Source organism: Bradyrhizobium sp. CCGB12 (assembly GCF_024199845.1).
Lineage (GTDB): Bacteria > Pseudomonadota > Alphaproteobacteria > Rhizobiales > Xanthobacteraceae > Bradyrhizobium.
This window is the reverse complement of the sequence record NZ_JANADO010000001.1, coordinates 5533268-5559951: the sequence shown is the minus strand read 5'-3', so window position 1 is coordinate 5559951 and position 26684 is coordinate 5533268. Positions and strand designations below refer to the sequence as shown.

15 protein-coding genes and 1 pseudogene are annotated in these 26684 nt (G+C 56.3%); 8 read left to right on the top strand and 8 right to left on the bottom strand.

The window, feature by feature from the left end:
- Positions 1 to 2190 precede the first annotated feature (2190 nt).
- The 5 genes from NLM27_RS25600 to NLM27_RS25580 all read right to left on the bottom strand — a co-directional run bounded on the left by NLM27_RS25600 (position 2191) and on the right by NLM27_RS25580 (position 8102).
- Positions 2191 to 3300, bottom strand: coding sequence for a histidinol-phosphate transaminase (locus tag NLM27_RS25600; RefSeq protein ID WP_254145963.1), 1110 nt, complete (start codon positions 3298 to 3300; stop codon positions 2191 to 2193).
- Between the two features lie 204 nt (positions 3301 to 3504).
- Entirely contained in the window at positions 3505 to 4110 is a 606-nt protein-coding gene (locus NLM27_RS25595) for a CDP-alcohol phosphatidyltransferase family protein (RefSeq protein ID WP_254145962.1), read from the bottom strand.
- A 6-nt stretch (positions 4111 to 4116) separates the two neighbouring features.
- Positions 4117 to 4920, bottom strand: coding sequence for a phosphocholine cytidylyltransferase family protein (locus NLM27_RS25590; protein WP_254145961.1), 804 nt, complete (start codon positions 4918 to 4920; stop codon positions 4117 to 4119).
- 291 nt (positions 4921 to 5211) lie between these two features.
- Positions 5212 to 6192, bottom strand: coding sequence for a phosphoenolpyruvate mutase (gene aepX, locus NLM27_RS25585; protein ID WP_254145960.1), 981 nt, complete (start codon positions 6190 to 6192; stop codon positions 5212 to 5214).
- A 1649-nt stretch (positions 6193 to 7841) separates the two neighbouring features.
- Complete coding sequence (locus tag NLM27_RS25580; protein ID WP_254145959.1) at positions 7842 to 8102, bottom strand: hypothetical protein; 261 nt, start codon at positions 8100 to 8102, stop codon at positions 7842 to 7844.
- A 765-nt stretch (positions 8103 to 8867) separates the two neighbouring features.
- Between NLM27_RS25580 and nolL the strand changes: the two genes are divergently transcribed.
- The 5 genes from nolL to NLM27_RS25555 all read left to right on the top strand — a co-directional run bounded on the left by nolL (position 8868) and on the right by NLM27_RS25555 (position 15860).
- Positions 8868 to 9965 carry a nodulation factor fucose acetyltransferase NolL gene (gene nolL / locus NLM27_RS25575; protein WP_254145958.1) on the top strand — a complete coding sequence of 366 codons (1098 nt, stop codon included), beginning with the start codon at positions 8868 to 8870 and terminating at the stop codon, positions 9963 to 9965.
- A gap of 29 nt (positions 9966 to 9994) precedes the next feature.
- Positions 9995 to 11155: a Wadjet anti-phage system protein JetD domain-containing protein gene (locus NLM27_RS25570; protein WP_254145957.1), complete on the top strand. Its 1161-nt coding sequence runs from the start codon at positions 9995 to 9997 to the stop codon at positions 11153 to 11155.
- A 1673-nt stretch (positions 11156 to 12828) separates the two neighbouring features.
- Positions 12829 to 13128 carry a VirK family protein gene (locus tag NLM27_RS25565; RefSeq protein ID WP_254148923.1) on the top strand — a complete coding sequence of 100 codons (300 nt, stop codon included), beginning with the start codon at positions 12829 to 12831 and terminating at the stop codon, positions 13126 to 13128.
- An 863-nt stretch (positions 13129 to 13991) separates the two neighbouring features.
- A complete protein-coding gene (locus tag NLM27_RS25560; RefSeq protein ID WP_254145956.1) occupies positions 13992 to 15233 on the top strand; it encodes a cytochrome P450 in 1242 nt (413 codons plus the stop codon).
- A gap of 285 nt (positions 15234 to 15518) precedes the next feature.
- Entirely contained in the window at positions 15519 to 15860 is a 342-nt protein-coding gene (locus NLM27_RS25555; protein ID WP_254145955.1) for a hypothetical protein, read from the top strand.
- Between the two features lie 898 nt (positions 15861 to 16758).
- Here the strand turns inward: NLM27_RS25555 and NLM27_RS25550 are convergent.
- Positions 16759 to 17320 (bottom strand): annotated as a pseudogene (locus NLM27_RS25550) (transposase); the annotation flags it as partial.
- 196 nt (positions 17321 to 17516) lie between these two features.
- On the opposite strand from NLM27_RS25550, the gene NLM27_RS25545 reads away from it, so the two are divergent.
- The 3 genes from NLM27_RS25545 to NLM27_RS25535 all read left to right on the top strand — a co-directional run bounded on the left by NLM27_RS25545 (position 17517) and on the right by NLM27_RS25535 (position 20237).
- Entirely contained in the window at positions 17517 to 17726 is a 210-nt protein-coding gene (locus NLM27_RS25545; protein WP_254145954.1) for a hypothetical protein, read from the top strand.
- A gap of 14 nt (positions 17727 to 17740) precedes the next feature.
- Positions 17741 to 19036, top strand: coding sequence for a glycoside hydrolase family 28 protein (locus NLM27_RS25540; protein WP_254145953.1), 1296 nt, complete (start codon positions 17741 to 17743; stop codon positions 19034 to 19036).
- Positions 19037 to 19157: 121 nt separating this feature from the next.
- Positions 19158 to 20237 carry a pectinesterase family protein gene (locus tag NLM27_RS25535; RefSeq protein ID WP_254145952.1) on the top strand — a complete coding sequence of 360 codons (1080 nt, stop codon included), beginning with the start codon at positions 19158 to 19160 and terminating at the stop codon, positions 20235 to 20237.
- Between the two features lie 505 nt (positions 20238 to 20742).
- Here NLM27_RS25535 and NLM27_RS25530 read toward each other — a convergent pair.
- Together NLM27_RS25530 and hemN are read right to left on the bottom strand one after the other, a co-directional pair.
- The gene (locus tag NLM27_RS25530) at positions 20743 to 22314 is read right to left on the bottom strand and encodes a carbohydrate porin (RefSeq protein ID WP_254145951.1); all 1572 of its coding nucleotides are present in this window, start codon (positions 22312 to 22314) and stop codon (positions 20743 to 20745) included.
- A 1055-nt stretch (positions 22315 to 23369) separates the two neighbouring features.
- The gene (gene hemN / locus NLM27_RS25525; RefSeq protein ID WP_254145950.1) at positions 23370 to 24701 is read right to left on the bottom strand and encodes an oxygen-independent coproporphyrinogen III oxidase; all 1332 of its coding nucleotides are present in this window, start codon (positions 24699 to 24701) and stop codon (positions 23370 to 23372) included.
- Positions 24702 to 26684: the final 1983 nt, after the last annotated feature.

Sequence of the window (26684 nt, the reverse complement as noted above, 5' to 3'; positions counted from 1 at the left end):
GCCCGATGAATAACTTCGATGCGCAGCACGTTTTGGTCGAGACGGCACGCAAAAGGTCATGTTCGCCGAAGTTGGACATGCGACATCGCTGTTCTGGCTGCCTCCTCGTATTTAAACCCTTTCTTTGGCGCGACCAATGCTCTGGGTTCTGCCCAACGAACTGCTATGGAAGTCTTAGAAGACCGTGCCGATCAAGCAGCTGACGAACCTTATCGATGACACGCCGGGGTCTATGCCCGATGCCCTATCGCGCTTTCTTTCGTGACGTTTGGGTCCCGGCCTCTACAAGGATTACGATGTCTTCATCCTGGTCGCGGCTCGCCTTGTTTGCGCGCTGCTTACAACTTGCGCGCGCCGTCGCGCAGTTTGTCAGGACGTCATTTCAAGTTGAACGTTCAACACCGCGATTTTCAGGGTTGAGTGACAATAGCTGCCATTTCGCCGTTGGTGCTCGAAACAGAATGCACCCACGAAAAAGCTCTCTTAAACTTTAAAAGAGAACCGTCACCTTGTCCGCCGCGGGCTCTTGCCGAAGAGAGCAGACAGCTTGAGAAGGCGTTTTCAGGAGTTTGGCTCATGCGGACAAAATAATAGGGCGAGTGAGCATCTTGCACAATCGCGGGCTGCTGGAGGCCGCTCCCCTGGCTATGCCGAATTGATCGAAGCTTACGACCTGTCCGATCCACTTCACGCGCGCTGCCCGCCATCGGAACAAAGCATCGAATCATCGAGGGAGGAGGATGGCGTATCTATACGCCGCGCCATGGACCCCGCCACTCGAAGGCGGTTCACTGTCGCGCTCAAGAGGGAGGGACCCGACGTCGCAATCCTGAAACGACTTATCCTCGCGGGCCATACGCTCGAGCCAGTTACAAGCCGTGCGTCGTATCCGTCGTCATTCGTGTAGCAGCCTATATTGGCTCGACCAGGCTGATCGACAATGTCGTTTTTGACGAGCTCGGAACCAGCATAATCTCGCTCTGAGCAGCGCACGCGTAGATCAAAGTCGCGCGCATTTCCATCGGCCCGTCACTGAGATGATGAGGATGGTCGCTCCGATTTTGCGGTTTGAGCGCACGACCCTTCATCGTGGCTGAGTTTCTTTGTGCTTGATCGACGGGACGCTTTAGTGGCGGGGCTTCCGGGGCTTGATGGTTGCCCCGTCCCGGTCTGCTTCATGACATTCCCCTTTGAATTTTTATCGACGACCTGGGGCAAGCCGGGGCAACTAACGCCTGGAGCAAAGCCGCTCGTAGGGGTGGCGCGGTATGGCGAACCGCTCAGCAGCAAAAACAGTGCCCGGTTCGCTTCATAAATGGCGGCCGCCCGACGGCGTTTGGAACCTGCCATCACCAGGGAGCCGGTGTGCGTAGAGAGAGCCCACGACCAGCTCCGTCCGCGGCGCTCAAGCAAAATCTGATAGTATGAGAAACGGTCCAACATCGACAATCATCGAATTTCTATGCGCGGCCAGGCGGGCTCGTCTCCTCTGCTCAGCAGGCGGGGTGTATAGTAGAGTGTGGTGTGAGGCTGCTGAGCAGCTCTATTGACAGTTTTGCATATCGACAGCGGTGAAAATCATCAAAATGTGTCAGACAGCGCTGGATTTCCGCAGGGCCGCCGCTCTGTAGCGCTGGCGTTCTGGGAAGAGCAGCGCGTTCACCGGGGAAGAGGCGTCGGAGATCGAGCGACCAACTCACAGCACAATCTCCGCTGGGCTGTACGCTCAGCTTGGACTTCTCAGCTAAACGCTCGTATTCAGAAGTATTCGGTGCCTTCTCCTCCGATTGTGAACTCTTTGTAGTCGCAGAGTGTTGGACCCAGCCACGAGCCCTTCTGCTATCCTCGATGAGATCTGCGAGGTCGTATCCCGCAACGAAATTGGCCTTCGCGCCCATGTCGGCATCCAAGATGCTGGGCGCCGCCAGAAATTGTGAAACGACCGCGGAGCGGCTGAAACAGTTGGCCATGGAGGCACTTCGCTCTAACGAGGTGGCGCTGGGCCTCGGCCGCACCTGAAGTGAAACTCAAGCTTACGATCTTACTCATCAGAGCCGGGTAGATTCGCATCCCTGGCCGACCTCAGCGACATCGCCGTGCCGGCTGCGGGCGGACCCGATAGGGCTGAGCGTACGAAGAGGATGGGTGTGCGGGTCGTCCCATCCACGGAGCAAGGCCAAACGAGTTGCTCTAATCAGCGATCCCTTTCAGTGCTTCCACCAAAAGCTTATTGTCTGCTTCGGTGCGGCATGCGATGCGCAAGAACCGTTTGCCATTGCGAAGTGTCTTGCCGCCATTATGCCTGATCAATATACGTCGATCATTCAAAAGTGTAGAGGCGATCACGTCCCCATCCGACCAGTGGGGCGGCAGTTCGCAGAACACGAAATTCGCGTCAGGCTTTAGAACTCTCATTCCGTCGATGCTGCGCAGGTCTGCGTATAGTTTGTCTCTGTCGATGCGCACCCTCGTCCAACTCTGTTGTGCCGCGTCCGCGAGGTGAGGGAGCTTGCTGAGAAAAAACTCGCCAAACGTATTGACATTCCACGTGGGGATGGCCGCCCTAATTTCCGTCATTATCTGTTCGTTGGCTGATGCCGCATACCCGATCCGCAAACCGCATGCCCCGTAAATCTTCCCTAAGCTTTTAAGAACGATCACATTGGGAAACTCGAGCAAGTGATTCTCGAAGCTCGCACTTCGTCCGAGTTCACTAAACTCGATGAATGACTCGTCTATCAGTAGAAGTTGCCGTTGAGCTCGAAGCGCGGAGGCGAGATATAGCAAATCCGGATAAGGTACCATCCGCGAAGTAGGATTATTCGGTGATATTACGATGGCCGCATCGACACCGTTTGCGCGCGCAAATGCTGCATAAGCGTGCACATCGAGTTCAAAATCGGGCGATGACAGGAAAAAGCGCGATAACCGCCCGGGCAAGGCAGTGGTTTCATAGGGATTGAAGGTTGGGACCGGGACAGCAATCCTCATGCCCAGTCGACCAAGGAGGATGGGGATTAGCTCAGCCACGCCATTGCAGATGACGAGGTTGTTCGCTGGAGTCTTCACCGCATCCGCAAGAAGTTGGACCATTTGCGCATTAGGGGAGGGATAGCAGGTGATAAGCCGCGGCAGAGCCTCCTTCAATTCGTCAAGGAACGCTTGCGGAGGAAAATAAGGATTTACCAGAAGGACGAAGTCCGTAATGTCATATTTCCAATAACCGCCTGGGAATCTGTTGACGAGGTCAGAGATATTGTCATGCCCAAGGGCAGCGTCGATTTGTGCTGAGCTGTTCATCAGTGCGCGGAAGAGGCAAATTTCGGAACAATCGTGATTTCTCGGCGATGAAGCATCGAGCAGTGCCGATCCGTGGATAAAGTTACCTGACGACGAGTATGGTACATACTGAAGTTGACGAGATTCCACGTCATCAGATGACCTGCATGGTGTCGAAGACTGCAACACGAAGCTGCGTACGCTGGGTCATAGTTCCGTCCGTAGTTAAAGAGAACGACTGACTAAAGCTACCGATGATGCGACGGCGAAGATGCTGATTGCCGTATACATTGTTGCGCTGGGTGGTGGCACACGAACAGGCGCGACATGCGCGATAGCGAGCAGCAGGAAGCCGATATTCACGACGTCGGGAAATGCTTGAGCAGGAATGACGTGCTTAAAAAGAAATAGGAGCGCCAGGAGCGGCACGTCGTATGACAGGGGAAGGCCCAAGAATCGTCCATCGTGCGATCTGCCGAAGTTCGCAAAGTAGCTAAGCCTCAATGCTCCAGCCAGCAATAGCGAGGTTGCGGTCGCAAGGGCGAGAATTGAGGCTTCGCTGACCTGTACCACAATTACCGCGGGCAGAACGGCCCCATAGACGATATCGGAAAACCCGTCGAGGCTCGCTCCCATCTTTGCAACATCTGGATCTCGACCTTTCGTGCGACCTGCCACAAACCCGTCGAGATGGTCCGCTAGAACAGCCCAAAGCGCTACTGCCACAGATAGCTCGAGGCGCTCCGAGAGCGCAAGAAACAGGCTGGTGGAAGAAAAGAGTAGACCCGCGATGGTTATAGCATTCGCTGGATCCCAAAGGTATCTTAGCATGGACTCTTACCTCTTTTGCAGATCACGTCTCGGCGTATAGGCGTTCGTTCGGCCCCTGAAAATGCGTTCGGCAATTTGCAAATCCTCAGCATTGTCAATTTCGTACCAGCTGAGACCATCGCATCGCGCCGCTGAGAGGCGCAGATCTCGTTTTTTTATCAGATACCCAAAAAGTTCTTCGGTATAGGTCTGTCTGGCTCCGGCGGAGATGATATCGTTCAGGGTGGGCACGATCGTAGCCGTGAGTGTTGGTGCCGAAAGACGTAGCAGGTTCATCGTCTTGAAAAGTCTTGGTCCATCCGCAACCAGATCTGATGCAGTTTGATTCATTCGAAAGCCTGTGATGAAGCCGTCTTGCGACAGCAGAACGGCTGACCCTTCCATTGAATCATCGAAGGGAACGACTGCAGCTACGTCAGTCCCGCCGCATCGTATCAAAGAGTGTAGCGCATCCTCTTCGAAGAAGACGTCGCCCTCCAGAAGGAAGCAATCTCCGCAAAGAAGGGCGTCGCGAGCCAGCCACAAGGAATAGGCGCTTCCTGTGCTCTCAAAGGCGGTCGACTCGACATACTTGATGTTGATTTGGCCAAATCGGCGGCCGCAGGCATATTGAATGGCGTCTTTGCGGTAACCCACTACGATCGTGACATCGCCCACGCCGACAGCTTCCAGACTGCGCAGAGCGTTGTGAAGGATCGAAGTGCCGTTGACCTCAACCAGTGGCTTCGGTCGCAGATCGGTCAAAGGACGCAGGCGAGAGCCGCAGCCAGCGGCGAGAATCACGGCGTTCTTGGGAGCAATGGTCACCATTTAGTTCCTTTTTCATCGCCGCTAAGTCGAAACACCGACGAGCTATTTGGCCGCTGCGTACGGTTGATGAAGCGACTTCTGGCTCGCTAGAGCCATTGAAAGGAAGCCCAAGCGTGACACCAGGCAAACACTCCTGCGCCGGTCCTAGATGGAGGCCCGGATCCGATGCCTCAACCTGCCCAAGATGCCGAAATCCGTAGTTCGAGTAAGGCGTGCTACGTCATCTGAGGACATCTCGGGCAATGACAGACATTCGAGATCGCAGTGGGACCTTGCCAACTAAAACGAAAGTCAAGGACGTGAGGTCTTTGAAAAGGAGATAGGATCCTGTTTTGACTCCCTGTTTGCGCGGTTCAGCATCGTGCCGCAGTATTCCGCTTCGGCCCTGGCGAGCTCGTCGTATTTGAACAATTCAAAGACGTCCTCGAGCGTGGCAATATCCGGTTCAATATTCACGGTGCTTTCCTCCGCCATAATGCGACGGCAGACCTCACGCATTGCCGCTATTGCCGCTCGCATGGAGTGGTTGGCCCAAATGACCGTGGAGACGCGAGCTTTGCGGTATACGGAGATCGGTGTTCGGTAGTATTTTGTTGGAACGATCACGACGGGCAATCTGTTCTGCCATGCGCGAGTGAACGAAAGGATTTCGTCCGCGGTGCTCCTTCGCGAATGAATAAGGATCGCATCGGCGCCCGCGTCCGCATAGGCGTGAGCGCGCGAGAGTGCTTCATCCATCCCATGCCCGGCGATCAATGCTTCGGTCCTTGCCACGAGCACCAAGTCGTCCGCGACCGTATCCTTCACCGCCCGAAGGCGGCCAGAGAACTCGTGGATATCGGCAAGGGGATGCCGATCCCCAACAAATGAGTTCATTTTCGGAAAACAGCTGTCCTCGATTGCGACTCCGGCGGCGCCACGCTGGCGGAGCTTGCGGGTCACAAGGCGCGCATTGTTGAAGTTACCGAAGCCGCCATCTCCGTCAAAGAGCACGGGCAATTCGCTCGCGTCCACGATCCGCTCGACCACGTCTACGAGTTGGCTCCATGACGCTTCGTTGGCATCGCGATAACCCAGGGAGCAGGCAATAGACAGGCCCGACGCCCAGAGGCCTGTGAAGCGAGCGCGTTTCGCGATCGCGGCAGAGAGACCATCATGCGCCTCCATGAGAAACGATAGTTCTCTTCTGTTGCAGATTTCACCACGCAAGATCTCAGCAAGAGAGGAACAGGCGGGTTGTTCGGCGATGACATATGCGGATTGATCTTGCATGCCGCTTCCTTGGGACGACTGACCGACTTGTATCTGCGGGCTATTTCATCAGGCGATAGGTGACATGCTGCGTCATCTAGATCAATTGCGAGGGTTGGTAGTTGACTTGGCCTTAGACCTACTTTGTCCCGGAGTGCCTTGGGAACGTTGGCCGCGCTCGTGCCTCATTGAGAGGCTCAACTCGATAACGTACCGATCTCCGGGTGGATGCGCGATAGAACACTTGAATAATCGATCATGCATTTGGCTGCGCACGTCGCGACGGGTGGCATACCGACAAGAGTGGTGTCTCGTTGCCACCTGTAGAACCGAGCTCGTCAGCCATCCGAGTTTCGAATAATGTTTCCGCTGGACCTATTGTTTGCGCCTACTCGCGAAGTGTGTTGTGGCGGCTTAAAACCTCGGAGCTGCTTACGGACTCGCGACGGATGACAATCGCAGAAAAATGTCAGCAGCAGACCAGGGGCAAGACCTGATCGAAAGATGTCCTTTGATGTACACCGGTGCGTTGACAAAGCGATGAAAGTGGAGGCGCCATCCATCATGTCCACTCGGCGTCTTCCTCTGGGTGGTAAACCCGCGCCGAGCTTCAAGATCGCTGGTTCCCGCGCCGGGCTGAGGCGATTTTGACCCATGAACTGAAATTGGCGGCAACGCGACCATGCGCTAGGTCAAGCGAGGCGCTGGGTGTCACGCGCCGCCAATTTCATGGCCAGCCTTACTGCCCTGAAAGCAAAGTTGACCAGCCACTCCCCGAGCGTTGAGATAGCGGGGGTGGTGCTGAGTTGTATCTTTGAAGCAGCCTGCGGAGCACCTACCAAAACTGGTCGTCAATCAGCGCGTGTGTGCGAGGCCGAATGATAGCTTCGAGAAGCCACTAGCCGCAATTTGCGAGGAGCGGGTCGAGGCCGGGTATCGCTCACGGTCTCACGCCTTGCCCGCAAAAAGATTTGCGCAATTGCTGACTCGCGGCTTTGGTCCATTGTGGCTGAGGAATCAATCTGTGATCCACCAATCCAATGATCGGATGTTGCTCGGCATAGGGCACCATGAGAAAGATGGAGTTATCGATCTTACGGCAACAGTCCGTCGAAAGCAGGCGGCGGAAAGCGGACGGGACCAACTCCATTGATGGTCGACTGCGTGAAAACGGAGGACGACCATGTCGAGAAGATCCTGATCGACGCGTCCATGACGACGTCTTGTTCATCTTCCGCAAATTGGTGGAGCTCAAGTCATCCGGCGTGTGCTGCTTTGGTTCGGGCATGAGGCCGTTGCAGTCCGCCCAAGGTCGCGGTAAACGCGCGATCCAATGGAAGGCACCAGCATGTCACTGCACGACAGGCGACGCTTCGCTTTTCGCTCAATAATCACGCGGCTGGCTGACGCCTTACTGCCGAGTGTTTCTTCTCCAGCGGGAATTCGCCGACCTTGACATGCAGCGACTTGATCGTTGGCACGGCGATCCGACTTCCTGCTTGGGCCGAACGCATGACAGCGCCGCCTTCGAGTTGCGCCTTTCATGATGTTGATCTGAAGAGGAACGCTGCATTATTCGCCCGCGAAGGCTAACGTGCGATCAACGTTGACTGCAGCCAGCGCCGCTTTCGACTTGAGTTCCGGTGCGTGGTTCGGACGCGCTCGTCTCCTCATCTTCTTTCCAAATCGCGGTCAAGCTTGCCCTCCGTCAGGCACGAGCCCGACTGATCGCGCTGTTCAAATTTGTGAGGCAGGCTCTGCTTAAACCATTTCCTTGGTAGGCCAATGTAGTAGCCGCGCCTGCGAAGCTCTGGCTCGGACCTGTTGAGCGTTTCGCAGATGGATTTCACAGGCGCGCCTGCATCAACAAGCTCGCGCAGCAGTTCGTCTTCTCGCTTGGTCCAGCGAGAGGAGCGGGGAGTTAAGCTCAAGCTAGCTCCTTAGCTTCGATTTATAGTATTCTGGAGAAGAGTTATCCTGAGGCCAGGCCCTGGCCAGGGCCGTGCTAATCGCGCTGCCAAGCTTTATCTGCGATCTACGTGTTCGTGTTCTGGAATGCGCAGTGCAGTCCCAACTTGGATGGAAAACTTCGCGACTCGCAATAGTGTTTGTGCGGATTGCGGAAGACCCTGATATGTGTGGCGTGTTTGATAGGCTCGCTGGCCGTGCCGCGATTGGAGGCGCACACGTATCGTTGCGTCGCATCAGGTCGTCGAGCAACCATTTGAGCCACAAGACTATGGTCCAGTGCTTCGCACGACTTCTGTGGGGGACGCTTCGCAAACGATGCTCACGGGGGAGAAACAGCCGGTCCTATCTCATAAACCGAAGTCCCAAAGCTGCTCCTCGCCTGTCCTGGTCATCGCGTCGATCCGAAAAGGAATGCCAGGGAAGCCGTTCCTTGAATAGCTATACGTTGGCATAGTCGGCGTTCCGCAGGTCTTCTGCCAACGAGATCTTGAGCCACTAGGACTCAGCCGTCCTGGCGGGTGACCTGCGAGACGGTGCTGCGGACCCGGGGCGGTTCGAAACACGGAAAGTAAGTGACCAAATTGAGAAGGAGCCGTCCTGGTTGACGAAGAACCCAGACGTCGCCTACCACTCGCGCATTTCGCCTACCAAGAACCCGCAATCACCTTCGCAAAAGCCGGACGGTCCGCCGACGGAGCAGGCGCACAACCGCATCTTGAGGCTCCATGCTTGATCACGCTACGCTTTCAACCAGGCAGTGCTCGCAGTCAGCCGAAGCGGTTAGCCGAGACCTGAGGTTCGATTTTGCCAAGGGCTTGCTCATCATCTTCGTTGTAATCGGACATTTAGCCCAGTACGTCATCTACGGAGATAACGACTATTGGAATTCGCCGTACTACAAGTCGATCTACATGTTTCATATGCCGCTTTTTATGGCGATAAGCGGATATTTGTCTTCCGGAGCCCTCCTGCGAAAATCGCTCGCGCGCAGCGTCAGCGATCGTGCAATGCAATTATTGCTGCCAACACTATTTTGGTGCACGTTTATGGAGATTATCAAGTTGGCCGCGCTCAAGTTGGCCGGAGCCTTATCTTTGAACAGCGTAAGTGGCGGAGTGTCGGACTTTGCCGCTGATCTCATTGGCTCATATTGGTTCGTATGGGCAGCATTTGCTTCCTTCCTGGCCATTAGGCTTCTTCTGGCGGTCTGCGGGCGCCTATCGATGTGGATCATATGCATTTCAGTCATCGTGGTTGCAATCGTGCCCATAACATTTTCGATAGTGCCTTTGCTAAGATACACTTATCCGTTCTTCTGCCTGGGATTCGTTTTCGCTCAGGCGAGCAAATGGCGTACGCGCATAAACTCACGTTACAAACCTCTCTTGATCTTCTTACTCGCCGCGATTACTTGCGCGTGCTATCTTAGCTGGCGCAAAGAGACCTATGTCTACAACAATCTTGTTCTAATTCACGATATAGCGTCCGCTAGGCAAGTATTGCTCATGTTCCTCGGCTCTGCGGCGGCCTCTGCGGTCGTGATGAAGTTAGTGCTGCAGTTGTGGAACGTTAGCTGTCCAAATCGTGTGGCTGGCTTTGTTGCCGTGGAGCTTGGCCAGAGCACTCTACTTCTCTATCTGATCCAGGGTACCGTGTTTCGCCTTATGGATCTGGTCCCGTTAGAAGAAACTTGGGATTTGTCGACCAGAGTTGCAGTCGCCGGCATGATCGGAGTGGGGATTGTTGTAGTCGCCATGGCAATTCGGCGGATTGTGCACGACCTTGGATGGGTGTCTCGGATTGTTCTCGGAACGCCGCAGTGAAACGATAATTGTAACTGAACAGGGACCGGATGCTTGGCGACCTTCTCGACCGCTTCGAAGCCGGTGCCGCGAGTCCGATCGCGCATCCAGACTATGCGGCGTTCCCGTCCGTCGTCGCCGCCGACGTTTTCCTGAAACAGATCCAGGAGGCCGAAACTGCTGGCGCGGTCTCCCTCGGGTGGGGCCGCGGCGCCAAGCGGGACCAGGTCGCACACGTGCGGCTGGTCTCGGCGGAGACCCTGTACCGATACCTCGGTCGCACCCCGGCGCCACAGATGGCCGAGGACGCCGCTGCGCGGCTGGTCGCCGGATCGGCGCTGCACGACTCGCTGAAAGTCAGCGCCTCTCAGATCGCCGAAGTGTGGGGGCGCGGGAAGACGTGGCATGGGTTCGCTTCGTCCGACGTCGACACACTTCGTCACGCTTTCGATCTCGCCCAGGCGATCCTGGACAAGAAGCATCTCGACGTCGACTACAAGACGTTCTCGCGACGGACGGTGAAGCACAGCAAGACGCTGGAACGCCTTGAGGGCGTCGTGGTCCGGCTGCTGAGCGGCATTATGGAGTTTCCTCCGGGCGCGCGGCCCCGCGAGGCACTGCGGGCGATCGGACTGGAGCGTTTTGCGCCGCCGCTGCTGATCGCGGGCAAGATCGACCTTCAAGGAGCCGACCTCTCCGGAGCGGCTCCGCTTTATCTCGGGATCGCGCCCAAGGAGGCTGATCGTGTCCGCTTCCGGGAACCGCCGGCCTACCTTTTGACGATCGAAAACTTCGCAAGCTTCAACAGGCACATCGCCGAGGCTGACCCCGGTCGGCTGGGAACGACGATGTATGTTGGCGGATATCCCTCGCTCGCCACCCAACACGCCCTGCGCACGATCTCGGGTTTGGTGTCCGAACAAACCCCGATCTTCCACTGGTCGGACATCGATCCGGACGGCACCTGGATATTCCACACAATCGAGCGCGCGGTCGGCCGTCCGATACTTCCGCATCTCATGAGCATCGAAATCGCCGAACGATCCGGTGAGGTGCCGTCGAAAAAGTCTGCTCCGGCGCGATGCCCGCCGGAGTCCGGAATTGCAGCTCTGGCAGCGTACCTGGCCGAAGACGGCGCCAAGATACTGGAGCAGGAGGAGTTGGATCCAGTGCTGCCGTCCGCGAAGCCTGGTCTCCCGGTGGTCAGATGATCTCATTGCTATGAGCCTTGATCCGGGCGGACGTCGTCGAAGGTGTAGGCTTGGTGGCCGAGCGGGTCCTTCCGGAAACTCCGTGAGGTAGCTCTTTGCCACGATTTATGGCTTTTGACTCGGGCTCGGCGATGGTGCGGGCGGCGGGACCGCTTGTGGTGAGGGTGTAGCGGGTTGAATGTCTAGAGACGTAATGGGCTGGTCCGTCCCTGTGTGCGGTACGCAGGTTCCAGCGTTGGTCGGTCTCCTTCTCTCGGCTTCCCGGGCGCGGCGATAGTCGCGACGGCTACGCCTTTCCGATTGATCCCCATCAGCCCTAAAGCTTCGGTTCAAAGCGCCGTAGGCTTCGGCATACGTCTGCTGCAGCTGCTCCTCGGCAGTCAGACAGTCCGAGAGCTTCTCGAACACAAGATCGGTCTGAACCGGTGCCACGCCGCCAACCAGCACCACCAGAATCCATTTCATGTCTTTTCGATCCCAATATTTTCGAGCCGAAGAACGCAGGGGGATCGCAGAGTTTCGGTTGGCTTGGGTCGTCGCAGCGTCGAAGTTCGCCCGCAGCATGCTCTTTCGCTCCATCGCGGAGCGAAAAAAATCGGGGCGGGGTGCCTTAGGTAAATCAATGACTTATGAGCGGCGACCCAATCCTATTGTCAAACGTGCCCGATCGCCCCGTTCCTAGAGTCAACGTCGACTCGTTCTGTCGGAGCGGCATCAAGCGATTTCAGATGCTTAGCAGCCCCGTTCTTAATGTGGTGGCATACAGACGCGCGATCGCCCAATCGAATCGCCCGGCAAGGGGTTGAAGATTGAATCGATTGTCACACCTCATTCCTGAATGCTGCCTCCAAAGATCGAGGCTGACCATGGAGGCTTCGGGCAAGATCAGCAAAATCAATTGTTTCGATGGAACGCATTCAAGCGGCGGATAGGCCTAGCGTGCGGCGCCGCTTGCCATGGCTAATGCCGAGTCTACTGGGCGGCTTGGTGATGCGACCGCATGTAGCGCTCTTGACAAGTATGGCCAGCCTGAGACCGAGCCAGCCATGAGTGGAAGCGGCTGTCTGGGTCTCGTGCCACCGAGCCCCTGACGAATTGACTGAGGCGATCGAAGGGATGCTAAGCAGTTCGCCAGAAAAGTCGTTCGCGTACACTTCAGGGAGTGGCGCAGCCTCTCGATCTTACCAACGCTGTTGGACGAGGCGACCGTTGCCATTGGGCTTCTAGGTCGCCCGCGCTCGATCAATGCTCGGGCGACGGTGCACTGGAAAAACTGGCTTAGCCAAAACGGACCTAGTTGTTGAGGTCGGATCAGCCCTCGCGACCACTTGCGCGTTGTGACAAGTTGTTGTTGTCGCAAACACGACCGCGCTTGATGTCTGGAATCAGCCAATCGGCTTGCGAAGACGTCATCATGCGAGTTTCAGCTTGTCCGATCTGTGGTTCTTATGGGGGAGAAGAGCATATGAAGTGTACTGGCAAAAACGTGGCGATCCTGTGGTCCCTGTTTTAGGTGGCAAGCGTGAGCACGAACGCCAGAGCCAATGAGCCCTCGCCGATATACACCGAGGTGCTCAGTGCCCTCCAGACCGGCAAGAATGTGAAGCTCATACTGGACGTGAGCCGCTACCCCCCGCGGAGGGTGCAAGCCCGCGTCGGCGACGCAAGCCGGTCTGGGCCTTAGTGCCTTCAGGGTCACCGCCCAGAACGGCATCAGCTTCGCTAATGTGAACCAAACGGTGGATAGCACAGGACATGCCGTGATCAAATCATTCGCCATAGTCTCAGCCGCGAAGGTAACCTCACGGTGCGCGCCTCCAAGCTTGTCGTCGGGACGACTGAACTCGCGAACCAGGGCGAATTCATCTGCGACCATCCCTGATGGCGCAAAGTTCATCTGGCAAACGAAGAGCACCGCATGTGCTTCGAAACCTCGATCCCTTAACCGTGTGGATCGGCTTCGCAAGCCATGACACATGGTCTCGCTCGTGACGTCGGCCAGATTGTTTCTGGCCATTTAAGGCTCGCAGCTCTTTTCGCGGTGGTTCGTGCGAGAATGCTCGTGGATAAACCAGTTCATGGAAAGCCTTGCCGCGCAAGACCTCCGAGCAGGAACTGGCCGGTACGCTGAAGTGTTCCCACATTCAAAGCCGCATGCTGAGCAACGGATTTATGGCGCCATTTGAGCGCCTCGTTCCACAGCTACCTCGGTAGCCTCATAGAAAAAAGACCGCTCGGAGCGCAGTTTGGCTTCGGTCTGGCCGTCTCCAGTTGGATGTAGCAACGCTCTCCATCACGGGCGCTCCAGTGATCGAGGGACGGCTCTTGCTCGTCGCGATCACGTCGTCCAGCGCGGAGCGCGCAATACCAATGCCAACGACCGCATGCACCTGGGCGGCGAAGGCCACTGACGGAAAACGGTAGATCGGCCGGTCGAGTGTCGGAGAACCGCCGCGGATCAGGGTCTATTCCTCCGGCACAATGACATCTTCGAAAGCCACGTCGTGGCTGCCGGCTCCCTGCAGGCCAATGACATCCCATTTGGGGCGGATGGTTGCCTTTTCGGCCGGCAGCCGATCAAAGCCGCGTCGCGCGAGCGGCGTTAGGCGGCGTCTGTGTAGCGATGATGGCCCATCGATCCTCTGGAGCAGCTCGAGTTGGAAAGTCAAATGCGATCCTTGCCTGTCGGAACTGGTAGGGGGGGCAGCCCGCGCTTTGGGATACTCTGTTGGGGCGACGACCCGCTCGCAACCAAAACGCCACGGCAGCTCGAAACTATGGATCGCTACCTGTGGATCCCTTAGCTCTCGAGAGAGCAAAATCTGCGGAGACGATCATGAAACCACGATTGGCAGACTATAGAGCCGACGATTTGCGCGGTATCCCGCTATGCAATCTGGATGTAAGCGAAGCCCAACGCTTCCAGGATGACAGCATATGGGGCTGCTTCGAGCGGCTGCGAAGGGAAGACCCCGTTCACTACTGTCAAGACAGCCCCTATGGTCCATATTGGTCCGTAACGAAATACCGAGATATCGTAGAGGTAGATACTAATCACAAAACATTCTCGTCGCAGCAGGGTGTCACCATTGTCGATGTGCCCGACAAGCACTGGACTCAAAGCTTCATCAAGATGGGTCCTCCTAAGCATCGCGAGCAGCGTGATACGGTAAGTCCGATCGTGGCGCCGGAAAACCTGGCGAAGCTCGAGAGCTTGATCCGCCGTCGGGTCACGACGATTCTGAACGACTTGCCGCGCAATGATGCCTTCAATTGGGTGGATAGGGTCTCCATCGAGTTGACGACGCAGATGCTTGCGACGCTATTCGACTTTCCATTTGAGGATCGGCGGCTCTTGACCTACTGGTCGGATGTAGCTGTGGCAATCCCGAAAGCTGGCCAGCCCATCGACAGCTGGGACAAGCGAAGTGCGATCTTGTCCGAGTGTTTGGCGTATTTCGCGCGGCTTTGGAACGAGCGCATCAATGCGGAGCCGCATCTCGACCTGATTTCCATGATGGCGCACTCGCCTGCAACTCGACACATGGAGCCGAGTGAGTTTCTCGGCAATCTGATTCTGCTGATAGTAGGTGGGAATGACACCACCCGCAATTCGATTACCGGGGGGCTCCTGTTCATGAATCGGCATCCCTCGGAGCTGCGAAAACTACGCGATAATCCCAAGCTGGTCTCGAGCGCCGTGTCGGAGATTATTCGGTATCAGACGCCCATCTCACATATGCGGCGCAACGCCGCGGCCGATGTCGTGTTAGGCGGGAAACAAATCAGGAAGGGCGACAAGGTCGTCATGTGGTACATCTCTGGTAACCGGGACGAAGAGGTCATCGACAACGCTAACAGCTTCGTCATCGACCGCAAGCACGTGCGGCAGCATCTTTCGTTTGGATTCGGGATCCATCGCTGCGTCGGACGGCATCTTGCGGAGCTACAATTGAAGATCCTCTGGGAAGAAATCTTGAAGTCGCGGCTGGAGATCAAGCTTGTCGGCGAACCCGAGCGAATTGCGTCCAACTTTGTGCGCGGCTATTCCGCTCTTCCTGTGCAGATTGCAGCTTAGGCTGTGATGCTCCGGCTTGGCAGGCGCCAAGAGCTACGCGGTTTCGTCTTGCTCTTTGATCTCTCGTCGGGGGACAGCACAGGGTTGATCGGCGTGAGGAATGTCTTCATCGCGGGAACTGGACAGCGTTCAGCAGGCGTTGAAGCGCCTGCGAGGAGCGATGACCAGTGGTGCCCGACCAAAAGCCTTTGCATTTCCAGCTGTCAACGGCAGCCGAGAGATGAGTCCAGTACTGGAAGTTTCCTTTGACCTAGCGTTTTCGATACGTCGGCGATGAGCTTAACATTGAAGATTGTAGCGGTCGGAGCGATTTTCTTTGGAGAAACGCTTTCGATCATCGCAGAGTTGATTGCCTCAAAGCAGTTTGGAAAGGCCGGCGGAGACCTGGCAACGCTCCTGCCGATGTTCCTGCTGATATCCTTCGGCGGCGTTCTGCTCGTCTTCGGATATGCACTGGGATACATGCATCTCGAGAATATCTGGATAATTATCGCGATATCGGTGGGAGCAATTTTAGTGGTGGAGCCGGTTCTCACGCTTCTGCTGTTTCGAGACGTGCCGACGGCAGGTTCGCTGATCGGGTTGACGCTCGGTGTGCTCGGCACGATCGCTGCGGTATTTTTATGATCGTATTCTGCGTACACTTAAATGGACGGCATCTTCAGCACACAATTTCGAAATGAGTTGCGCAACAATCGGTTCCGCTAGATCATTTTGGCGGGCGCTCCACATCGAGCCAGGATCCGCGGATCGTTGGATTCGCAAACTCTCAGTATCTTCTTCCCGGACAACAAGACGCTTGCGGCTCACGAAAGTCTGCAAATCGACATCCGCCAGTACGTTCCTTCACCACAATCCTGCAGTCCGCTCCAAGATGGAGGCCTCCTTGTGGCGGCTCTCCGTACTCGGAACGGCCCTCGGCAAACCTATTCGATAGATAAAGCTGCCAGCATCGGCCGAGTTCTTAAGGATCGCCGGCACGATCGATACAGGCGCAGCCCGCCAGCGCAAATCTCCATGGTGGTTACGGCGAGGCAGCGCCAGGCTGCGGTCATGCAGTGCGCTGACTATCCTGCAGCTGTCGCGGTCTTTCCAGCGTCGGTCTCCAGCACGACAGCAACTTCTATGGAATTGGAACCCCGGCGACTTGGGTTTTCTTTTGCGTCCGGAGACCGCGCTTCGTCAGCAGGCGGTCTATTCAGTGAGGCTGCGTATTGTCGACTCTATGGGAGACGGAACATGGCGTGGATTTGTCGACCTGGCGAACTGCACGTTGGAGCTGCAGAAGCCGATAGCACGTCGGACGAGCAGTTTGCGCGCGGAACCCGGCCTCATCCCATCGGAAGGCAGCCAGTTCTTCGACCCCGTCGTGGAGCGGCTGCGCTCTGCGTCTGAAGATAGAATGGCGATGCTCGCGCGCCAACCGTCAGGTTCGCGTGTGGCAGTCCTCTTTTACTGAAGCGGTGAGGGGATCAACACAGCAAAGCGAAAGATGAACAGCCGGCTTGAGGAACTTGATGCCTGGCTTATGCGCCTTCAATCGCCGGAAGCCCTTGTTGGCCTCGATCATACCGGCAGCGACTCATCGTAAGGCCGTATCGAATCCCGCCAGCCTCCGACGTTCTGCGGACGCGCCGAATGTTGCGCATGATATTCTCGGCGATATTGGCACAGGTGAGCGATCGACGAACCTCCCGGCATCTTCAGCCGGACTACAGTATGGATTTCGTCGAGACCTTCGAGGATGCCGGCCACTATGCCGAGCCATTACTCGTCGGGCGACGGGCGAGCTTGCGGATCAATTTGGCAGCCTTGTCAGCATCATAAAGCTCCCAGGGCTAGCCCAGCACTAGACGTGTCGCGGTATGATGCTCTTTGCGCAAACGTTTCATGATGTTGCGCGCCTCGCGGATCTGGCAGCGCTGGATCGCAACCGCCGAACCGAAAGTGCGGCGGATCACCTTCGACAACGCTTTCACGCCGTCGGCGATGACCAGGGTTGTGTAGCAGGGCCTGAACCGTTGCAGCATTCTCGGTGCACTCCCACGCAGAGCCAGCGGATGCTTGTTGCCTTCATCCGAGCCGACTGGCTCAAGGTGGCCTATGCCGATCTCTCCAGGAATTCACACAACCCGGGTACATCCAGGCATTCAAGATGCAACAGATCATGTTTTGCCAGGCGTGGTACGTCGGAAGAAACCGAAAGTGTTGGCGATTGCGGTCAGGCAGGAACACAGAGTTTCATCGGCGTGATCGGGCCTTCAATCGAACTCGTAGTGAACGATGAAGCCGGTTGATCCGGTCATGACAACGCCTTGCGACGACGTCGGAGGAAGATTCATCTCTATTCCCGTGCACAAAGTGCTGCTGCCGATCGCAACTTCAACGGCTTTGCCGTCTTATAAATGTCATCTTGCACGAGCCAGTGAGGCGACGGCCGATCTGGCCAACGTTCAGCTCCATACAAAACAGCTCAAAGATGGTGCGCAGTAAGCACGAGGAGATCGATGATAGGGTGTTTCCGCCATTGGGCGCGGGTGTTCATAATTGCCTCGGTGGCGCTTTGTCCGGCCGCCAAAGCACAGGACCGCCGCATTGTTGTCGAACCCGTTGCGCCTCGTACTGTCTGCGATCGTCCCGTGGCGTCCGGGAAGAACGATACGGCCAACCTACAGGACGCCATCGACCATTGCCCCGTAGGCGACGCGGTGTATTTGACACGCGGCGAGTTCCTGTCGGGACCACTCGAGATGAAATCAGGCGTGACCTTATGGATCGGACGCAGTGCCACGCTAACGGCGATTCCTGAACCAACGGCTTATGACAAGGGGTGGGGACATTGCGGTCGCATCGCTGGCAAAGGCGACGGTTGCCGGCCCTTTATTAGCTTTTCCAAAACGCGCGGCGGCGGCATTTATGGCGAGGGCACTATCGATGGCCATGGCGGAGAGCCTATGGCCCGCAGCGCCGAATCTTGGTGGCACCTGGCGCGCCGCGCACAGGTTGAGGGCGGCAACCAGAACGCGCCGCGTTTGATCCAGCTCGACCACGCGCAGGACATTACCCTGTACGGCGTGACCTTGCGCAATGCGCCAAATTTCCATGTGGCGATGAACCAAGTCCAGGGAGCCACCCTTTGGGGCCTCACTATCGATGCACCAGCCGATGCCCGCAACACGGATGGAATTGACCCGGGCGCTAGTCAAGACGTCACCATCGCCCACAGCGTGATCCGCACTGGAGACGACAATGTCGCGATCAAGGCCGGCAATAATGGTGCGACCCGCCATATCTCCATCACTGATAACTATTTTGGCTGGGGACATGGGCTTTCGATTGGCAGCGAGGTGAACTCCGGTGTCAGCGACATCCTGGTGCGCGGCCTTACCTTGGACGGCACCACCTCAGGGCTGCGCATCAAGAGCGATGTCAGCCGAGGCGGTCTGGTGGAGCGGGTGACCTATGAGGATGTTTGTCTGCGCGGAAACCGATGGCCGATCATGTTTGATACAAGCTACGATTCCCGCGCCCGGGGCGATAACATTCCACTCTATCGCCAAATCGTTCTGCGTCATGTCCGCGGCGATACGGGGATGCTGCTGATGCGCGGGCTCGACCGATCGCACGCTCTCGCGATTAGCCTGGACGATCTTAGATTTGACGATTCCGCGATCTGGTACATTGAGAATGCAAATCTGACAGTGGGACCTTCCGGCGTGTCGCCGCCGCTGCCGGGTCGTCGAGCTGAGGGTCCTCTGCCCCGCGGATGGGGGAGGTGTGCAAAAGCCTTCCCCAGCCGGTAGAGAGAATCAGAACATACTGGCCCCGAGCACTATCTCGAATTTCTGAGCCATGATCGTAGAAGTCAGAACTCGGTAGCATTGAACTGAAACTGCTGCGCAGCAGGTCGACGAGGTTCCACCGTTGATCGCTGCAGACCGCGGTACGATGCCGCGTAATCAGCTGCGCGTTCCATCACGTCAAAGCTGCCCTGGGTTCGATGAAAGTATAACCATGATGAAAGCATGCGTATTTTCCGCTGCCGTTATCGCCGCTTGTTTTCGTTTTCCGCAATCGCACGCTCAGCCCTTATTGGTCTCACAATCTAACGACATGGCCTATCACTCTCTACAGGCAGCCATAGATGCACTATCCGCCCAAGGCGGCGATATTCTAATCGCGCCGGGCATCTATCGCGAGAAAGTCAGAGTCGTCAAACCTGGTGTTCACATCAAAGGCACTGGCAAGAGGCCGGATGAAACGGTAGTCGTCTACGGCGATGGCGCGATCTATGTGGGGGGAACAACCCGTTCCGCGACGCTGGAGGCGTCGGGAGACGATTTCCAGCTCGACAATCTAACGATTCAAAACGATTACTCGCTCGATCCGGCTCATCCGCCTTCGCAGGCCGTGGCACTGTCCATTACTGGAGACAAGGACGTTCTCACTCGGGTCCGCCTTCTCGGTGCACAGGACACACTGTTCGCCAATAAGGGACCGAACGGACGCTTGTCGCGACAATACTTCGCGGACTGCTACATTGAGGGACATGTCGATTTCATATTTGGCGACGCCAAAGCCTATTTCCGGCAATGTGAGTTGCATGGTCTCGCCCATCAAACGGTTGTGTATACAGCACAAGGCAAAGCGGCGCCGGACGAGGACAGCGCCTTTGTGTTCGATCATTGCACCTTGACTGCCAATCCTGGAATAGGCGAGATTGCCCTCGGCCGCGCTTGGCGCCCTTTCGCTGCAGTGGTTTTCTTGTCGTCAAAAATGGATGCGCCGGTGATCGCGGAAGGGTGGCGCGAATGGATTCCGGGCAAGACCGACACGCTGAGGACGGCGTACTATGCTGAGTACAAATCCACGGGCCGGGGGGGCGATTCGACGCGACGCGAGCCTTACTCCCATCAACTGTCCGATAGTGAGACCAGGCAGTGGTCACTGAAAATGTTCTTCGGAAACACGAGCTGGCTGCCGCATGAAACGTCACATAAATAAAATGTGCATTCGTGAAACGAAGTTTGTGGCATCAAATGCGCCGTTCTTGATGATAACGGCTGCAAGGTAGGTCAGCAGCGTCGGCTTTGGTCGGACGACACGGTCTGTTTCATTCTCGGACCTTGCGGAAGCTTCCTGCCGCGCGGTAACTCAGCCAGGAGGTTTTACGCAGAATCGTCTCCCCTTGTGTCCCGCACATGCGGAAGGTCCACGTGTCTGCCGGATACCCCATGCTACCGCGCCTGCTCCAACGCGGCCAGGTACTGAAGACTGTTTGAGAATGGTTCGAAGCTCCATGTTTCGCGAACGTCGCCTTTCGGCCCATTGCGATATACTGCGCTGTGGCAAGAACTATGTCGCTGTAGGAGCCAAGCGGACGTCATCACCCGTCACATGACGCTGCCGAGATTATAGATACACGGCTAAGTTCTCGCTCTCCCTGAGCTGGCAGGTCAACCTGCGCTCAATCATCCGCAGCGCGACCAAAATCGAATCTCCGCAAGGATTAGAAAAATATCGACGTCGACACTAGTAAATTCAAAGCATGGTCTGTCTCCCGAGTGTGTGTGACGCTTGTTGGCTTGTTGATGTATGTTAGTCCCAGGCTTGCATAGACTCCAGGTGCCAGATGCGCAGTGTAGGTTCCGGAAATCGCTGTAGTGTTGTGATGCGCGAGATGTCCTTTAACCAAGGCAGCGTCTACCGCAAAGTTACTCCAGACTGCGTTAGTCGCAACGATAGCAATTTGGTCACTGGGCCGGCTATCGAACAGCCCTTTCGCATAAAGACGAAGCTCGTAATACTGACTGACGTTGTTCAGGTCGGGCGGCGCGTACATTACAGAGAAGCCGCCATAGATTCCCCGAGATGCCAAGCCGTCAACGTCAGACTGCCAGAGTTGCCTGTCGGCAGCAACGTAGTAGACGCTGTTCCCATTGGTTAGCTGGTGATTCGGATACGCCAAACTCTTAAAGTTGCTGGTGTTGTAACCGATGCCTCCCCGCAGCCAGGTCTCGGGTACGCCCGGAGCAGCTTTGTTCTTGTAGCCGGTCTCATTTAGCCAAAGGATGCGTGCGTTAGTCGTACTCCAATTTAGGCCAGTGGGATTCTCGGTGATCTGCGCATACTGCCCGTCTGGACTGAGGGAGCGCTGGATCGATACCCGATTATACAGGCGATCATCGAGATTGTACTTTAGGTTGAGAGCTGGCGTGGGTGCAGCATTGTTACTCATGCCTGCCTGATATAAAATGTTTGATGAGGGTCCCAAAACGGTTGCTGCTGCACTGCCGCCGACCAAAGTCCCCGCGAACTCATTTTGATTTCTAAGATAACCCATTTTGAGCTCGAGCTTACCGCCGAAAAGCGTCTGGTAGTAGGCAATGATGTTGATTCCTAGCCTGTCTGGCCCGCCGGCTTCCCATGACCAGTATTGCTGCTCGGCTCCCACGATAATCTGACCGTCGGGCACTCCGAAGCGGCTCAAATCGTATGTCACGATCAGAAAATTCACAGTCCCAAATGTCGGATTCTGTCCCATATAGAGTTGATTGGCGACTCGGGTTCTGCCCGCATTTGGCAATTGATTGTTTATGAGGCTATTTACTGTTCCTCCCACATAACCAATCCCGACGTCTGCCAAGGCCGATCTAACGCCGCCCCTATCTAGATCTATCGTATCGGCGGGGCCAGGTATAATGAGCCACATGCCTTTTTCACGAAGAGTCTCGAACTTTGTGAACGGTGTGACCTTCTTTTGAGTTCGTATCCGGGCAACCTCGTTCGCCCTGACGCGCTTTGCCAATTCCATAGTGCTAGAAGTCGTTGCGCTATTGTTGAATCGCGCTGCTCGCGGAGCGGCTTCTTGATGTATCCACCCTCCGGTAAGCTCATTCGGGATGCCGGTCTTCTTAAGTACGTCGTGACTTTGTGCCAGCGCCGAACCAGGCATGAGGATCGCTGCGAGGAAGAGAGCGATTGCAAGTCCTCGTTTCGTCGAACGTTGACGAAAGCTCGAAACGAGGGCCGCAGTCGATCGTGACCAAACCGACATCGCTACAGTGGTGCAACTGCGCATAGTGAACTCCGCATCCAGATCGCTGGCCTTGATTGCGCTCCAGCCTGACTGGTCTTGAGCCGATCTGTCGTTTTGGTGTGTGTGAAGGGTCTGGGTGACGCCGCTTGAGGGAAGATCGACTTAGCCCGGCGAGGCGTTTGGCTTGACGGGCATCGTCGAACCCGCGATCGCCCGCGTGGGCGACGTGCGTGCCGCTCCTTTCTGTGTGGTCCTCGTTCTATCGAGCCAATGGTGGTGCGCGCTACTTGCCGCCTTCGCTACCAATACGCCGCGAACAATCCCATTGCCTTCCTCCAATTGAGTAAGGATCTCGGGCGATGCCGAGCATCCTTGCCGGAGAAGGGCACTTGTTCGAGAAGGTGGTAACCTTCACAAAAGAAAGGCACTTGTTCGAGAGGGTGGTTACCTTCATAAGAATACCCTCGCCACGTACCTTGCATTGCTTTAGGCGTAGGTGGCGATTTCAGGGTTGGCAACCTAGCCCTAAGCGAGCGACATTTAAGCCGCGCAACATCTGACAATTGGATGCCGCGCAATCGTGCTAGAACGAAAGCCGCGGACTTCCATGAGAGAGTCGAGATCGCACTTCCAGCCGATTTGATAGCTCCAAGCCAAAAGTTGGCCAATCCATTAGATCCGATGACGCGGCACAATCTATATTGCATCTTGATTCCTTGGCGTGTGATCGGCGCGGCGATTGTTGGCAATCAATGCCATTTGCCAATCGCCGTCGCCAATCACCAAGATAAGTAGTTGACTGGATCGGGGCGGCTGTCTGCGGGGATCAAGACATTGGCATCGCTCGGGAGCCCCCCCGGTCAAACGTATGGGGGTAATACTACAATCACCCGAACAGCTCCGGTGAGTGCTGCTGCCGCCCAGTTTACGTCGCAGCCGCATGCGCCGAAAATCTCGCCAATTTGCTGCATATACCCTCACCCCGGCACGCTAGCGAGCGCAGCGGGTGGGGCTGTCGATGGCCTTACACCAAAGCCCAGCGGAATGAGGTGGTCGATGTCACTGCCACCGGATGGTTTTCTGAGAGGGCGGCTGTGCTAATAAGGTGAGCGGTCAAGATAAGCGTCGAAGGCGGCTGCAACAGCGCGCATTACAAACCGATGTTCCCGCCTTACGCGGATTGTTCCCTGGTTGATGTCCACTATTCCGTCTTCGGCCAGCATCGGCAAGCTTTCAGCCGAATCAAGAAAAGGAATTGGATCAAATCCGTGGGCGGTGCAAATTGCCGAAACATCTACCTCCAAATCGCACATCAGGCGCTCAATGATTGCCGCTCGCAGGCGGTCTTCGTCGCTCAGACAATAACCCTTCGAGGTCGGCAGACGGCCGGCGCTGACATGCTCGCTGTAGGCGCTTATTACGACTTCGTTCTGGACGTAACCGAGACCGAGACGTCCGATCGCCGAAGTGCCGAAGCCGATCACGGTGCTACAAGTGTCAGCCGAGTAACCCAAGGAATTGCGCCGCAAGCGACCAGCTTTCTGCGCCAGTGCGAGCTCGTCGTCTGGCAAGGAGAAATGGTCGAGCCCGATTTGCAGGTAGCCAGCGGCGGCCAGAGTATTGGCGATAGCCGAAGCCTGTTCAGCGCGAGCAGCAACGTCTGGCAGCGCCGTCTCATCAATCATGCGCTGACGCTTCATATACGAAGGAACATGCGAATAGGCGAAAACCGCAAGTCTGTTGGGGCGCATGGCCACTGCCGTCATAGCGCTCTCAACGCAGGACCGCACCGTCTGGTTCGGAAGACCGAAGATGAGGTCGAAGTTGATACGGCTGATTCCATGCTGGCGAAGGGTTTCAACCGCCATGGTCGTCTGCGCCTCGGTCTGGATCCGATTGATCGACCTTTGAACGTCGGGATCGAAACTTTGCACGCCGATGCTCGCGCGGTTGACGCCGGCTTCTCCAAGGGCTTCGGCTATTCGGATCGTGAACGTGCGTGGGTCGATCTCGATAGCGAGTGTTGCCGCCTTCGTGAACGCGAAGCAGCGGCGTAAGTATGTCATCAAGGCCAGGAACTGCGCTGGCTCGATAAGCGTCGGCGTGCCGCCGCCAAAGTGTACGTCGCTGACAGGCAGCGCTTGCGGTGTTTTTTCAGCAACCAGGTCGATCTCCTTGCGCAGGACCTCTAAGTATCCAAGAACAGGGGCATCCCCGTGGCAGAGGGCTGTACTGAAGCCGCAATACCAGCAGATCGATCGGCAGAATGGAATGTGAAGATAGAGCGATACGGGCTCGTCCGGCAGCCGGCTCAACCAGTTGTTACAAGTGTTCGCGCCGACTGTCTCCGAGAAGTCGGGTACAGTTGGATAGATAGTATACCAAGGTAGCCGGGCATTGCCATACGTGCTCAGGAGTGAAGTTTTCAACGTTTCAGTCCCATGCTGCTGGAAGGCTCATCTTAGTCGCGGCCACGCTCGTATCTTTGCGCTAAGTCAATCAACCGGCTTTAGCCCTTCGCTCCTTCGACAGTACAAGGGCAGTTGGGGGAGGAGAAGGCTCATGATTAGCGAAGAAGCGGCGGGTGTAAAAGACGGGTCTTCGTTGTCGACCGCAATCACGAGAGTTGGCTCACGGATTCGGCGACGCTGATAGAAGAAGCTCGGCAACGCGATCGGCGAACGTTGACGGAGAAAGATGCGGGCATGCTTCTGAAGCCTCAGCGGCTGCGCCAGGAACGAGAGCACGACGGCGAGCGAATGAGAGCTAAAGACCATGTGACCCAAGGGTTGGCAGCTTAGTAAAGCGAGCTGCTCGACTGCAAGCGAAGAACGCTCAGGAATCTGCGGAGATGATTGATGTCCTCCCTCCGAGACCGATCGCTGTCCTGCTCGCGCTGCAAGTCCGTGTCGCAACCTGCGCCACATCTGGCTGCGCCACGAGGGGGGAAGCGCGATCATACAATCTGACGTAACGTTCGTTTCAAGGCTCTTCTGTGCTGCGCGTGAAATACTTCAATCGTGATCCGATGAAGTGATGAGCCTCAATTCCGCCACGCTGGTTGTTTCATTCTGCGAGAGCGTCATCACGGATGTACTGATGATGTTGGGGTAGACCCGGCGCACTTTTAACCCCCCGGTCAAGTGCGTCGGGGCACCTTGGTTCGGGCGTCAGATCTTGGACATCCAACAATCATGTCACTTGGGACGCTCTTATGACGCGAGCCGGCTCTTCAGGCTGCACCACTTGCACGGAGCTCGCGTGCGCTTGCATTCCTGACGGCGTCTTCTTGCACCGAAATGCTCGCGTGTCGATTAGCGCACTCACCTCCAAGCAATAGACAACGTACCGTGGCTAATGATGAGACGGTTATAGCGACGCGGCAATCTGGGACTGATTATCCTTTGTCAGCCAGGCATGAAGGTTGGCGAGTACGAGCGATACCGATAAAGAAACCTGCGATCGATTGATGAGGTTGGCCGAGGAAAATAGCTCCGGACAAGTTATGTTCAGGTTCGGTTGCGTGGTCGCGATATCGATATATCAACGTCGATAAAGTTGTTTTGGAAAAGTCAGCTTGCTGCGACGAAGGGGGCCGGCAAATAGTCGCAACATCATGGCGCCAGAAGTGGTCTCTGGAATGAGGAGCGGGTTCTCCGCTCATCCAGCCTGTTGGCTTCGGCGGCGCGCTGCTCGGTCGACCAAATTGTCCATGAACAAACAATCCTCTCCTTCGGCTCGTGCGCAAAGAATGCCGGTCAGCTTGTTCGAAGTATCGAGTGCTGGAATGACGCGCGCCACAAAACGTCTTGGTTTCGCTTCGCAGCGCAGTCCAATCTCGCGGGAGAATTCTAAACTCCAGAGACTTGCTCAGCTGTTCGGCCGCGGCAGAAGCGTACGAAGGAGGAGCGCTCGCAAGTGCAGCGTCTAGTTAGGGGTCCGCTGATCCCGCGCATTCAGGTCGTTCTGGACGCAGAGGTGGGTTGTCTCAAGAGGCATATAAAGCCTCCCTGCCATGCAGTTAGCGGTTCTGTTGTCGTTGCTTCCGTTGTCTCTACCGTCAACCGGGTAATCACGGCGCTGCGATGCGATCGAGCAATGGCATCTGTGGTGTTTAGCTCCAGCGGCCGACTATCAAAAGTCTCGGTCTGACTGACTTCGAGCACTCGTATCCCAATACACAGCCGAACGGATAGCGACTTGGACACACAGCCGATAGTGGGAGGGGCCTTTCACGACTCTGAACTTCCGGATCACCGTTCCGTTCCCGAACTCGAGGTCGATGAATCGACTATCTTAGAGAGAGGTGCGAAATAGAAAGCGAGTGCACTTCGGAATATACACCACACTCGCGCTGGCAAATCTTTGACGATGCCGCGAAGAACCTTTGTTGATTAACGCGAGTCTAAATG